General features: G+C 51.0%; 13 protein-coding genes. 2 read left to right on the top strand and 11 right to left on the bottom strand.

All coding sequences use genetic code 11. The features are described 5' to 3' along the window. Window positions 1-44: 44 nt before the first annotated feature. The 11 genes from JUB14_RS10490 to JUB14_RS10445 all read right to left on the bottom strand — a co-directional run bounded on the left by JUB14_RS10490 (window position 45) and on the right by JUB14_RS10445 (window position 8858). The gene (locus JUB14_RS10490; RefSeq protein WP_207505802.1) at window positions 45-1271 is read right to left on the bottom strand and encodes a M20/M25/M40 family metallo-hydrolase; all 1227 of its coding nucleotides are present in this window, start codon (window positions 1269-1271) and stop codon (window positions 45-47) included. Between the two features lie 89 nt (window positions 1272-1360). After that, window positions 1361-1672 (bottom strand): MerR family transcriptional regulator, encoded by a 312-nt coding sequence (locus JUB14_RS10485; protein WP_207505801.1) that lies wholly within the window; start codon window positions 1670-1672, stop codon window positions 1361-1363. Window positions 1673-1909: 237 nt separating this feature from the next. Next, on the bottom strand, window positions 1910-3721 hold the full coding sequence (locus JUB14_RS10480; protein WP_229367623.1) for a RagB/SusD family nutrient uptake outer membrane protein: 1812 nt from the start codon (window positions 3719-3721) through the stop codon (window positions 1910-1912). Between the two features lie 34 nt (window positions 3722-3755). After that, complete coding sequence (locus JUB14_RS27880; protein ID WP_262897591.1) at window positions 3756-3884, bottom strand: hypothetical protein; 129 nt, start codon at window positions 3882-3884, stop codon at window positions 3756-3758. Between the two features lie 43 nt (window positions 3885-3927). Beyond that, a complete protein-coding gene (locus JUB14_RS10475; protein ID WP_374757799.1) occupies window positions 3928-4908 on the bottom strand; it encodes a SusC/RagA family TonB-linked outer membrane protein in 981 nt (326 codons plus the stop codon). Between the two features lie 284 nt (window positions 4909-5192). Next, entirely contained in the window at window positions 5193-5537 is a 345-nt protein-coding gene (locus JUB14_RS10470) for a hypothetical protein (protein WP_207505800.1), read from the bottom strand. Window positions 5538-5579: 42 nt separating this feature from the next. After that, on the bottom strand, window positions 5580-6464 hold the full coding sequence (locus tag JUB14_RS10465; RefSeq protein WP_262897601.1) for a TonB-dependent receptor plug domain-containing protein: 885 nt from the start codon (window positions 6462-6464) through the stop codon (window positions 5580-5582). Between the two features lie 16 nt (window positions 6465-6480). Further along, a complete protein-coding gene (locus tag JUB14_RS10460) occupies window positions 6481-7263 on the bottom strand; it encodes an STN domain-containing protein (RefSeq protein WP_207505798.1) in 783 nt (260 codons plus the stop codon). A gap of 263 nt (window positions 7264-7526) precedes the next feature. Further along, window positions 7527-7982, bottom strand: coding sequence for a FecR domain-containing protein (locus JUB14_RS10455; RefSeq protein WP_207505797.1), 456 nt, complete (start codon window positions 7980-7982; stop codon window positions 7527-7529). Between the two features lie 35 nt (window positions 7983-8017). Further along, on the bottom strand, window positions 8018-8575 hold the full coding sequence (locus tag JUB14_RS10450; protein ID WP_207505796.1) for a FecR family protein: 558 nt from the start codon (window positions 8573-8575) through the stop codon (window positions 8018-8020). A gap of 85 nt (window positions 8576-8660) precedes the next feature. Next, on the bottom strand, window positions 8661-8858 hold the full coding sequence (locus JUB14_RS10445; RefSeq protein ID WP_207505795.1) for an RNA polymerase sigma factor: 198 nt from the start codon (window positions 8856-8858) through the stop codon (window positions 8661-8663). A gap of 817 nt (window positions 8859-9675) precedes the next feature. On the opposite strand from JUB14_RS10445, the gene alaS reads away from it, so the two are divergent. Together alaS and JUB14_RS10430 are read left to right on the top strand one after the other, a co-directional pair. Continuing rightward, a complete protein-coding gene (gene alaS / locus JUB14_RS10435; protein WP_207505793.1) occupies window positions 9676-12336 on the top strand; it encodes an alanine--tRNA ligase in 2661 nt (886 codons plus the stop codon). 285 nt (window positions 12337-12621) lie between these two features. Beyond that, entirely contained in the window at window positions 12622-12807 is a 186-nt protein-coding gene (locus JUB14_RS10430; protein ID WP_207505792.1) for a hypothetical protein, read from the top strand. The last annotated feature ends 3 nt before the right edge of the window (window positions 12808-12810 follow it).

Genomic DNA, 12810 nt, shown 5'->3' with positions numbered 1-12810 from the left:
ATATCGGTAACAGCTCCTTTTAGCTAGATATACTAAGTACCTGGTCAGAAAGTTACTTTTAGTATCTTCTTATCAGTACCACGTTGTACTTCTACTTCGGAAGTCTGCCCTTTCTCAAATTTTCCCAGCGCTTTCATGTAGTCTTGTATGTCATTGATGGGGTACTCTCCCATTCTGACTACTACATCTCCGGCTTTTATCCCGGCGGTTTCGGCGGTTCGTTTCTCAATTACCCCATCTATCTTGAGGCCTTTGCCGCTGTACGCGTAGTCGGGCATGACGCCCAGCGTGACCTTGAAGGTACTCTGGGTCATACCGCTGTGCGGGTTTCCGGCGGTGGTATATGCCGGCTCTGTTTTCTCCTCCTCTACTTTCTGGATCAGGTTTGTGATCAGTCGGAGTACGCTGGCGGTTCCGTCCACATTAATCTTATCGGTGTCGTCGCTGGGCTTGTGGTAGTCGCTGTGGACACCCGTAAAAAAGAATAAGACCGGAATTTGCTTCAGATAAAAAGAAGTATGATCGGAAGCACCTACTCCCGACGAATCAATACCGTATTTTACCTTTTCTTTCGTGGCGATATCAGGCATTAGCTTGCCCCAGGCCGGGCTAGTCCCCCAGCCACCAATCGTAAGGCCCTTCCGGGTATCTAACCGACCGATCATATCGAGGTTGATCATGAAGGAGACATTGTTGAGAGGTATGGTGGGGTTATCGACAAAATACTTTGACCCCAGCAGCCCCAGCTCTTCTCCCGAAAAAGCGATAAACAGGAAGTTATGCCGCTCCTTAATGCCATTACCGGCCAGGTACCGGGCCAGTTCCATCATACCTGCCGTACCCGAAGCGTTATCGTCGGCACCGTTATGGATCACGCCCTTGCCCTGCGGAGCCAGTGATCCCGACTGGTAGCCACGCCCCAGGTGGTCATAGTGGGCACCTATCACGATTGTTTTATCGGCTCCGTTATCCAGGTAGCCTACTACGTTACGCGCTGCTGCCCGATGAGGTACTCCTTCAAAAGAGAGTGTCAGCCCGAATGGTTGAAAGTAGCCCTCTTCATCACCCTTTGGTATCAGTCCATACTTTCTGAAGTGGTCGGCTATGTAGTTGGCAGCTTTGATCTCCCCGAGGGTTGCCGTCCCACGTCCTTCCAGCGAATCGGCTGCCAGTACCTCTACATGTTTTTGCAGATCAGGGGTATTAATAGACTGGGCCAAGCCCGCCTGTATGGGTAGTACTGTAAGCAGTAACGGCAGTAGCTTCTTCATAAAGTATGTACTTGATTAATAGTCACAGCTATAACTACTACCTGTCTGATTTTGATTTGGTAATACCGTTAACACCCCTTATCTCGGGCTTACATATTTTCTTTCAGCTCTACCAGGAAGTCACGGAGGCGGGTCAGGCGGTGGATCAGGTTCTGGGCTGTTTCGCGGTGGTTGAGCTGCTCGCGGGTACCTTTGAGCGTACGGCCCTGCTTTTCTTTCTGGTACATGATCTTACGGACTACCTCTATATCGGCCTCGGTGTACCGGCGCCGGTTGCGCGAGTCGCGCTTGGGATTCAGATGCGGAAACTTCTTCTCCCAGAAACGCAGCGCGGATGGTTCGCAGCCTACCATTTCGGCTACTTCATTCGTATCGTAGTATAATTTGGTTGGTTTGCTCATGGGATCTTGATGCTATATCTACAAAGATAGCAAGGTTCCTAACTTCTCGTTTCACCAATCAGGCAGGAATTTTAAAACGCACTATACTACCTGCCACCGGTTAGCCTGTCTATTTACAGAGGATACCTAAGTAGTAAACTTCCCTCCCCTACTACCTGATCGTATGTACTTCTGCTTTCCCACAATAAAAAACGGAGGTACCCTGGGGTACCTCCGTCCGTGTAGTAGCTCCGGCTCCTACCAGTTGGGATTCTGCATCTGCTGCTTTTCTTCGTTGGTAAGCGGTCGACCGTCTTTCTGAATGGCATCCAGGAAGGTCTGGGGAATGGGCCGCAGGTAGTGCTTGTCGGGCAGCGGCTTGGCTTCGTCATTGAAAGCCGTAGCGCGTGACACCAGCGTCTTGGTGCGGGCCAGGTCTTCCCAGCGCATCAACTCGCCCATCAGCTCCCGCGAACGCTCGTTCAGAATAAAATGAATAAACTTACTCTCCTCGGTAGTAGCGCCCACTTTATCGTAAAACTGGTCCTTAGCGCTGAAGATATCACTGATACTGTTCAGGTGCATATCGCTCAGGGTACTTTCGGTCGTCACCTCTATGTTATTGGACTCATAATACGTGTTCTTGTCTGAGTACGAGGAAAAGGCAGCCGTGTTGGCGGCAGGGTTATTCTTATAGGATATCCCACCGTCGACGTAGGTAGAACGGTTTTCCCCGGCTTTGTAAGCTGCCCGGTCACATACCTTGTTGATGTAGTTGAGTGCCTGATCGTACTGCTTCAGGCGTCCATAGGCTTCGGCCGCGATCAGGTAGGTTTCAGCCAAGCGGGCCAGTATACCATCGCGCTGTCCAAACTGAGAAGCTACGGATATGCGTGAACTATCGGCAAATTTGGAAAGGGCTACGTACCGGCTGGCCTGGAAGTTGCCATGTCCACCCAGCATATTTTCAGCTTCTCCGCTAAAGTACCTTACAAACATGTGCGGAGCCCGCTTCATGATACTGGTAGGTGTATAGCGTGTATCGCCGGCGTCATTGACTATGTACAGGATGGACTCCTCACCGCCGGTAAACTTGCGCTTACCAACCAGATCAGGACTGGGAGCATTTTCGGCAGTCCAGGTGGGGGCCCCGTTCGAGTTGTTGCTCAGGTACCGGGTCTTGAAGCTTTTCCAGAACCGGCTATCGTTAACACGGTCAAATACAACAAGCGCGTAATCCGTTGAGCGCAGACGCTGAAACTCACGACCGCCCGCAATATCCCGCTGCATACCCGGCAGGTTCTGGTACACTGAGGGGTAATGAAGGTGCAACTGGTTGCCGTAGCGTCCCTGCGTTGATGTGTTATTGGAGAACTGGGCCGACAGGATAATCTCAGGCAGCCGCTCCGAAGGACCATCTACAGTAGTATAATTCCAGAGGTCACTATAGTTGGGAGCCAGAGAGTGGGCACCGCTGTTGATCACCAGATTGGCGTACTCGATGGCCTTCTCGAGGTCAGCCTGCCGGGTGGCTCCGTTCCACTCGCTATACAGTTCGCTGGCTCTGAACAAATACGCTTTGGCCAGAAAGTGAGCGGCCGCCCACTTGGTTATGCGTCCGGTCTGGGCGGGGACAGCGGGCAGTAGTTCGTAGGCCTGAGTAAGGTCACTGATAATCATATCGTATACTCCCTTAGCACTGTTGCGCGTAAACTCTAGCTCCACGGTGGTAGAAGGCTCAAGCTTCAAGGGTACCCCTCCGTACTGCCGGACGAGCTTGAAGTAGTCAAAGCCCCGCATGAAGTACCCTTCTCCAAGGCGCGTGCTACGGTTGGTCCCCTCGCCGTAGTAAAGCGGAACGTTTTTGATAACAATATTGGCCGAGTTGATATTGCCGTACATGTTATTCCAGATGGTAGCTACGTCGCCCGTCAGTGAGTTCAGGTTGGCATCGTACGAGTTCCACATCTGCATGGTACGGTCACCGCCTACGGCAAATTCATCCACTCCGTAGTTGGTAGTGGCATACGCCCATTCGTAGTTAAAATGAAACTTGAGGCTCTGGTACATCCCTGTTACCAGGCCGTCAAGGCCATTGGGCGTTTTAAAAATCCTGAGTACTGCGGGCGGTGATCAGGTCTTCTTTCAGGAAATCTTCATTACAAGCCATCGGAAGCGTCAGCAGTACCGAGGCCAGGCCCAACCGGGCAGCTATTTCTTTTATATTTTTCATACGTACGTGTCTCAAAAAAAATGTGATTAATAACAGCTGTGGTTTAAAATCCGACGTTCAGGCCAACGACTACACCCCGGTTAAAGGTAGAGCCACCCAAATCCGGATCGAGCCACGACACACCGGAGTACACCAGGCCAGGATTCTGCATCTGTGCGTACACGCGGCAGTTGGACCTATGCAGCTTATTGGTGACAGAAGCGGGCAGATTGTAGCCCAGCGATAAGTTTCTGATTTTGACAAATGAACCATCCTGGTAGTTCATAGCACTACGGAATGGATCACCGGCGGCGCTGTTATAGTTGGGCGATGGATACTCGTTGGTAGGATTCTCCGGGCTCCAGTAGTTTACGACACGCTGCGCAAAGCGTCCCTGAAGCGCCTCGGAGCCCGCTGCTACCGTAAAGCCAAAGCGACCAAACACAAAGACGGCCAGATCCCAGTTCTTGTAGGTAAAGGTGTTGTTAAAACCGAACGTCCACTTCGGGCTGGAATGACCGATAATCTGCCGGTCGTTGTTGGCATCAATGCGGTAATCTCCGTTGAGGTCTGTCACCTTGATATCTCCCGGACGGAACTTGTGGCCGTTGGCGTTGAATTTCTCCATCTCGGCCAGGTCTTCTGTGGTGTTCTGCCAGATACGATCCTTAACGTAGTCGTAGTAGACCGCCAGCCGCTGTCCGATAAACCAGAGGTTGGCCAGGTCATCGTTGGTACCGTTAGCCAGGCTTGTTATACGATCCCGATTGGTAGAAAAGTTAAGAGTAGACGCCCACTCAAAATCACGCGTCTGGACGTTAGTACTATTTAGTGTCAGATCAATTCCTTTGTTGGATGTAGCTCCAATATTATCCCAGGTCGTGACGTACCCAACAATGGAAGGAATGCTCCGGCGCAGCAGCAGGTCCGTCGTACGGGATGTGTACAGATCCACCGAGCCACTCAGCTTCCGGTTGAATAGTACAAAGTCAACTCCCAGGTTCCACTGGGTCGTGTGCTCCCAGCCCAGATCGAGGTTAGCCATAGGAACAGGGGTAGCCAGTGAGGCATCCGAAGACACATAGCCGGCCTCGACCCGGTCGCCCCAGGCATAGTAGAGCGTTTCGACGGCTTCTTTGGTCTGATAAGGCGAAATAGCGGCGCTACCCGTACTACCAAATCCAATCCGGGTTTTGAGTTGTGAAACCCAGTTTACTGATTTCAGGAAATCTTCCTGGTCCAGGTTCCAGGCGAGAGCCGCCGAGGGGAATACATCCCACTTGTTGCCGTCAGCCAGCTGGGAGGCCCCATCCCACCGCAGCGAGGCAGTCAGGAGGTACTTGTTGTTAAAGCCGTAGTTAAAGCGCCCATGTACGACATCAGTTGCGACTCACTCAGACCTGTGCCGAAGCCATCCAGTTGGCTTACCGAGTTGAGCTGATGCCACCGCTGGCTGTTCCAGGGTAGGGCCGTTGCCGTCATGGCGCTGGTTTCGGTCAGGTTGGAAGAAGCGCTCTGCAGGAGCGTTATCCCAAGGGTATGCTCATCTCCAAAGGTGCGGTCGTAGTACAGGAGGTTATCCAGCGTCCAGGAGAAGCGCTGGGTCTGATTGAGCTGGGCGTAGTTAGTAGATCCCGGCTCACCACCTCCCCGGTTGATGGAGTTCTGATCCATCCAGCGCCCGTTGCGCAGGTTGTAGAAATCCGGTCCGAAGTATCAACGGTACTTCAGTCCTTTGATAATATCGACCTCCGCAAAAAGCACACCCAGCGTGCGGAGTACCTTGCGTTCGTTGATGTTGTACTGGTCCTCACCGATGGGATTGAGGATATTAATGTCCCCTCCGGGCAGGTTGATACGGTTACCGTTGGCATCAAAAGGTACGGCGTAGGGTAGCATCCCTTGCGCCGCAAAGTACAGGTTACCGGGGCCGGTCGCATTGGTAGTCGCGTAGCCGTAGTTCTGCAGGCTGAAGGTACCGTTGATACTTCCGCCAAAGCGCAGCCATTTTACGGGGTTCAGCTCCACGCTTACCTTGGTATTAAAGCGCTCAAAGTCCTGCCCCAGTTGGGTACCATCCTGAACCAGGTACCCCAGCGAAGCATAAGCTTTCATTTTGTCGGTACCGCCGCTAAGGCTTACCGTATGATCGTGGGATATACCTGTCTTGAGCACCATGTCGGTCCAGTTGGTAGTAGGTACCTGGCTGCCGTTCCAGGTACCGCCTTCCCAGCCTTTCTGGACGTTAGCCCAGGCGTACTGGTCACCCCCAAATATACGCTCATCGTCCTGTAAGGTAGGTACTGTCGGGTAGGTTCCTGCGCGTCGGTAGGCGTCTCTCCGGAAGTCAATGTACTGCTCCGAATTCATCATATCGATGCGGTCGTACATTTTTTCGACCAGCGTGGTACCGATGTAGTTGAGCGAAAGTTTGCCGCTGCGTCCCTGCTTGGTAGTCACCAGCACTACCCCGTTGGCCCCACGGGAGCCATATACAGCGGTAGCCGAAGCGTCTTTTAGTATATCAATGGATTCAATATCATTGGGGTTGATGGATTCGATACCTCCCGCGGCCAGGGGTATCCCATCCACTACGTACAGGGGGAGTTGCTGGCGCTCAGCGAGCGGTTACCCTGATCCGGATACTCCCCATTTCGACTGGACGCTCGTTGGAAGTAACGTTTACCCCCGCGGCTCTACCCTGTATAGCCTGCAATACGTTGGCTACCGGCCGCTTCCGGATCTCGTCAGCACCTACCCGAATCACCGAGCCCGTCAGGTCACTTTTCTTTACCCGGTTGTACCCTATCACCACCACTTCATCCAGAACTTTGCTATCTACCGCCAGAGTTATGTTGATAGCCGATTGGTTACGCACCTGTACCTCCTGCGACGCGTATCCCACAAAAGAGAAAATAAGTACATTGGTACCATCGGACAGGTCGATAGCATACTTACCGTCCGGACCCGTAGCGGTACCCCGCGTAGTACCCTTTACCACAATGCTTACGCCCGGCAGGGGCTCTCCGTTTTCGTCCTGCACCAGGCCCGTTACTCTGCGATCCGCTACCGTAGCGGCCGCAGGCACTTCGAGGCTAGTCTGTTGATTATCTTCCGCTTTCCGAAGTACAATCTGCTTGTTCATGATCACGTACGATACCCCGGCTGGCTGCAGAATCCGGTTCAGCACTACCTCGAGGCGCTCGTCGTTAGCAAAGAGCACCACCGGCTGGCCTTTGGGTATCAGTTGTGAATTATACGAGATCCTTACTTTGGCAGCCTTACTCACCTGATCCAACGCCTGTCGCAGCTCGGTTTGCTCACGCGGAAGGGATATGCGGATGTTAAGCAGCTCTTGCGCTACTCCGGCCCAGGACACTCCCAAGAGCAATATTGTCATGAAAACCTGTACGGCTGTAAGTTTCATAATCCTTAACCACAGATTAACGTAGTGTTGATTTTTTTGCATAGATTTAAATGTTTTTGTGATTGGAAAAGGCAAAAACGTCTCCCCCCTGCTCCCTGGCCGGGGAGCAGCTTGATACCATCAAGTCGGGGATGTAAGCCGGTTATGGGGCAAACATAACCGGCTTTTTTATGGTCGTCAGGTTGACGAAAACAGAGAAAAAGGCATAATCATGTTCATACGTATAGGTTGACTGGTTATAGATTGCATCCTTTGGAAATTATCCGTATCCGACCTTCTTCAACTACATAGCTGGTACCGGGTCCCACGGCATTGCAGACTATATTCAACTTCTCGAACAGGGGCTCGTCGGTTAGGTTGGACGTTAGCTCACAGCCGTTAAACAGGGACTCTTCCATATCTATCTTAAGGCCATACGATTTGCCGATCTGCTGAAACACCGTCGCTACCGGCGTATCCTCAAACTTATAGCTTGCTTCAATGGTAGGTACGTAGTTCAGGATTTCTCTGGAGTTGATATCTAACCGCTTAAAAAGAGCCTTCTCGCGGTTAAATATGAGCATTTCGTTCGGGACAAGGTTGAAGGTTGTAGTCTCTGAAGCTTCGTTACCGGTTTTGACCACTACTGAATAATCAGTATCGCCAGAATAGGCGGTAATGGTGAAGCTGGCGCCAACGACACGGGTGACCAACTCGCCTGAGTGTACACAAACAGTTGGCTGGGATCTTAGACTACTTCAAAAAAGGCCTTTCCGACCAGATGGACTTCCCGGTTCTGACCAGGTACATGTGAGTAGGTAAGCGAGCTACCCGGATATAGCAGTATTGAGCTTCCATCGGGCAAGGCTACCGGCACGATAGCGTTGTTCGTATTGTCTTTCTCTAGGCGGACGGGCTCGACCGGGGTCGAAGCTAGTTGCTCGCCGGCCAGTGTAGTTACCTGCTTTTGATTCCAGACGGCCCATACTCCTAGGCCTACCAGCAGCACCACTGCCGCTGCTGCCCGCCACGTCCAGAGCGGTCGGGGCTGTTTCTGGTCCCGGATGGCGGCAAGGGTTCCCTGGCTTATGGATTCAAAGTACCCTTCCGCGAAAGGTTCTTCTTTCAGGGTAGTAGCCAGGATAATTTCCCGGGCCCGCTGCGCATCCTCCCTGAGTGAAGGATAGTGACTGAGTCGCTGGCTCCAAACCCAACCGGCATCCGCCTCCCCTCCGCTCAGTATCCAATTTCGAAAACTTTCATCCGTCAGAAAGTCTTCCAGTTGGTATTGGGAATAGTTTTTCATGGAATCGTACTATTGCTTTTTATAAGCAGTAGCGGGCCTGTTCCATTTTTATACTGGTCAGGAGGAAAAATTTTTCAAAAAATTCTCAAATGGAGTCTAACCGCAGGAAAATCAGGAGAGTAGTAAGGGAGCTAAGCGAAAAAGATTCACGGAGAGAGGACAAGGCCTCATGAATAAGATTAGTAGCGGTCTGGTATTTGACGCGCATCACCGTAGCAATTTCTTCGTTACTCATATTCTCGAAGTACCGCAGGTAGACGGCTTCCTTCTGGCGTTTGGACAACTGATTAATGTGGCTATTGATGAGCTAAACGCGGGCTGCTTCGCTCTCGGACTGTATCCAGCGCTCTTCAATAGAAAACTCAGCCAGGAAGGGAAGCTCTTCGTCCTGCTCAGCAAATACAAAGTCCCGCTCCCGCTTAAGGGCCGCAAAATCTTATGACGCAGGCATGTAAACAGGTACGGTTTGATTTCGGTCACCTGCTGCAGGTTACTACGGTATTGCCACAACTGGATATAATCCTCCTGGATACAGTCCTGTATCAGGAGATCATCTTTTACCAGTTTGCGGCCGTACAACGCCAGGGACTTACTGAATATGCGAATGAGCTCTTCCAACGCTTTTTCGTTGCCAATGGTAAAATGCTTCCACAATTGCTCTTGCTCTACCATACTTGTGTAGCTTACCTACGTACGTTTGAGCCTTCTATAACTAATCAGGGCTCACTGAATAATAAAATTTTATCCTTCAATACTAACAGTACTAGGATGATATATCACCTTTTTCTATCAAAAACTTACAGAATGGACTCAGCTACCACGGGTTTCAACCAGATCCTTTATTCACTACCTCTCACAGGAGGGTAGCCACAGCTAAGACGACTATTTTCTGCCTCCTCCCCTAACAGCACCGAACCAACCCGAACGAAATAAGGAAGATAAACTACCCTTATGGGCTGAAACTTCAACCTGCATCGTCTATTTTTTCACTAACTTTGCGGGAATTTTCAACCTCCTTTTCCAAAGGTTTCGCCTTTTAGCAGGCTTTCTAATTGGAGAACAGGAAGTAAATACGGACTCATATACCAATCGTACATACAATGACCTCGCATCAGATCCGACAGGCGTTCCTGGATTTTTTCCGCAGCAAAGAACACATCATCGTTCCCTCGGCGCCGCTGGTAGCCAAAAACGACCCCACCCTTATGTTCAACAACTCGGGGATGGCGCAGTTCAAGGACTTCTTTCTGGGAAATGGTACCCCTCCCTCCCGCCGTATTGCCGATACGCAGAAGTGTCTGCGGGTATCGGGTAAGCACAATGACCTCGAAGAAGTAGGCTTTGACACCTACCACCACACCATGTTTGAGATGCTGGGTAACTGGTCGTTTGGTGACTATTTCAAGAAGGAAGCCATTACCTGGGCGTGGGAGCTGCTGACTGACGTGTACCAGCTACCTAAAGACCGGCTGTACGTATCGGTATTTGAAGGAAACGAGCAGGAAGGCGTAGCCTTTGACCAGGAGGCCTGGGACCTGTGGAAACCCATTGTCGGTGAAGACCGTATTATATTAGGTAATAAGAAAGATAACTTCTGGGAAATGGGTGATACCGGCCCATGTGGTCCCTGCTCGGAGATCCACGTGGACCTACGCACACCGGAAGAAGTAGAGCGGGTACCGGGCAAAGAGCTCGTTAACCGTGATCATCCGCAGGTTGTGGAGATCTGGAACCTGGTATTCATGCAGTTTGAGCGCAAGGCTGACGGCTCGCTTATCCCCCTACCGGCCCGCCACGTCGATACAGGTATGGGCTTCGAGCGTCTGTGTATGGCCATCCAGCAGAAGACCTCCAACTACGATACCGACGTATTCCAGAATACGATTAAAGTACTGGAAGAACTATCGGATAAGACTTACAGCCAGGAAGAAACCAACAGCAACCGGATGTCCAATGTAGCCATGCGTGTGATCGCTGACCACATCCGAGCCGTGTCATTTGCCATTACCGACGGACAACTTCCTTCCAACGTCAAGGCCGGTTACGTGATCCGTCGCATCCTGCGCCGGGCGGTACGCTACGGCTACTCATACCTGGGCCTCCAGGAGCCATTCCTGAACCGCCTCATCCCTACCCTGGCTGAGCAGTTCAAGGATGTATTCCCCGAATTGAAAGCGCAGGAAGAGTTTGTATCACGGGTAATTCTGGAAGAAGAGAAGAGCTTCCTCCGTACCCTCGAAGCGGGTCTGAAGCGTCTGGACATGATCACAGCCAATCTGGCCGAGAAAGGACAGAACACCTTGCCGGGTGATGCCGTGTTTGAACTGAGCGATACATTTGGTTTCCCCGTGGACCTGACGGCGCTGATCGCCCGTGAGAAAGGATTCAGGATCGACGAAGAAGGTTTCCAAAAGGCATTGGCCGAGCAGAAGGCCCGCTCCCGTACCGACGCCGCCAAGGAAGCTACCGACTGGGTAGAGTTGCGCGAATCTGAGGGCGTAGAGTTTCTGGGCTACGACTTCACCGAGACCCAGAGCTACATCGTGAAGTACCGTAAGGTCAAAGTCAAAGCCGGTGAAGAGTACCATATCGTACTGGACCGCACCCCCTTCTATGCCGAAATGGGTGGTCAGGTAGGTGACAAGGGAGTACTTGAGTTTGAAGTAAACGGGCAGAAAAAGACCATACATATAGTAGATACCCGCAAGGAGAACGATCTCTTTGTACATATCTCACAGGATAAAAACATTGACGAAGCCTTACAGCAGGCCGATGTAGTGACTGCCCGTATCAACGAGGCCCGTCGCCGCAAGATCATGGCTAACCACACGGCCACGCATCTGATGCTGTCATCGATGCGTAAGGTACTGGGTAGCCACGTATCACAGAAAGGATCTTATCTCAACGACGAGGTACTTCGCTTTGACTTCTCGCACTTCGCTAAGGTAACGGACGAAGAGCTGCAGCAGATTGAGGATATGGTTAACGAGAAGATCCGGGCGAATATCCCGCTGGATGAGAAGCGTAATGTACCTATTCAGCAGGCCCTGGAAATGGGTGCTACGGCTACCTTTGGTGAGAAGTACGGCGACTTTGTACGGGTGATTACGTTTGATCCTGTATTCTCTCTGGAATTATGCGGAGGTACCCATGCTCCTTCTACCGGGGAGATCGGCCTTTTCAAATTCACCAACGAAGGTTCCGTATCCGCCGGGGTACGTCGGGTAGAAGCCATCACGGGTGAAAAAGCCCTGGAGCAGATGCGTCAACAGGAAGCTACCCTGGACCAGCTCAAGGACATGCTTAAAGCCCCTAAAGATCTGGTGAAAGCCGTAGAGAGCCTGCTGGAAGAACGTAACTCCCTGCAGAAGCGCATTGAAGCCCTTGAGAATGAAAAAGTACAGGCTCTGAAAGAGCAACTGGCAACCCGTGTACAGGCCAACAATGGCTTTAATCTGCTCGTAGAAAGAGTCGAGGTGCCAAATGTGGAAGCCCTGAAGCAGCTATCGTATGAGCTGCGCCAGCAGGTTGATAACCTGATCGCGGTACTGGGTACCGAACTTAATGGCAAGCCTCAACTATCGGTATTCATTGCCGAAGAACTGGTGAAAGAGAAGGGGCTGAACGCCGGACAAATTGTGAAAGAACTGGCGAAAGAAATCCGCGGAGGCGGAGGTGGACAGCCTTTCTTCGCTACGGCCGGAGGTTCTAATCCCGAAGGACTGGATCAGGCACTGGAAAAAGCGAAAAGCATATTCTAAAAATTTGGATTATAAACCTGCTAAAAGCGCAGCCTTATCTATATAAGGCTGCGCTTTTTGTATTATTTGACCATTGCCCAATTCCTCATACTAGCCATATTAAGCAATTATTATGTAGATATTTTACCACACCTTTTTACCTCTAAATTTTCTGGGATACAGTTTGTATTTGTCTGTAAAGTGTTGAATTACAGTTAAATAAGCAAATTAATAAGCTTCTTCAGCATCTTAGGAATATAATTTTGAACTCTGCCTGTAAACGTCGCCGTAATAGGTATAGAGATTATGAACGCTAAACAACTTTTTGCCATTGTACTGACTATCCTTGGGATCGGGGCTCTAGTCTATACCGCCATCCAGCTCCTGGATAACCGCTCAGATAGTTTCAAGAATTTAATGGTATTTGGAATTCTTGGGTTTATCTTTTTCTCGTCGGGAGTTAAGCTCCTGCGTACAATGAGGGACACATAGCAA

The sequence above is a fragment of the Telluribacter humicola genome (assembly GCF_017355935.1).
Lineage (GTDB): Bacteria > Bacteroidota > Bacteroidia > Cytophagales > Spirosomataceae > Telluribacter > Telluribacter humicola.
The sequence above is the reverse complement of the archived record's forward strand: the minus strand, read 5'-3'. Positions and strand labels throughout refer to the sequence as shown.

Bases quoted from the DNA above. Each gene is read 5' to 3' on its own strand.
- JUB14_RS10480 (WP_229367623.1), bottom strand. From the start codon at position 3,721: ATGTACCAGAGCCTCAAGTTTCATTTTAACTACGAATGGGCGTATGCC.
- JUB14_RS10475 (WP_374757799.1), bottom strand. From the start codon at position 4,908: ATGGCTAACCTCGATCTGGGCTGGGAGCACACGACCCAGTGGAACCTG.
- JUB14_RS10450 (WP_207505796.1), bottom strand. From the start codon at position 8,575: ATGAAAAACTATTCCCAATACCAACTGGAAGACTTTCTGACGGATGAA.
- JUB14_RS10490 (WP_207505802.1), bottom strand. From the start codon at position 1,271: ATGAAGAAGCTACTGCCGTTACTGCTTACAGTACTACCCATACAGGCG.
- JUB14_RS27880 (WP_262897591.1), bottom strand. From the start codon at position 3,884: ATGAAAAATATAAAAGAAATAGCTGCCCGGTTGGGCCTGGCCTCGGTA.
- JUB14_RS10485 (WP_207505801.1), bottom strand. From the start codon at position 1,672: ATGAGCAAACCAACCAAATTATACTACGATACGAATGAAGTAGCCGAA.
- JUB14_RS10460 (WP_207505798.1), bottom strand. From the start codon at position 7,263: ATGACAATATTGCTCTTGGGAGTGTCCTGGGCCGGAGTAGCGCAAGAG.
- JUB14_RS10430 (WP_207505792.1), top strand. From the start codon at position 12,622: ATGAACGCTAAACAACTTTTTGCCATTGTACTGACTATCCTTGGGATC.
- alaS (WP_207505793.1), top strand. From the start codon at position 9,676: ATGACCTCGCATCAGATCCGACAGGCGTTCCTGGATTTTTTCCGCAGC.
- JUB14_RS10470 (WP_207505800.1), bottom strand. From the start codon at position 5,537: ATGGATCAGAACTCCATCAACCGGGGAGGTGGTGAGCCGGGATCTACT.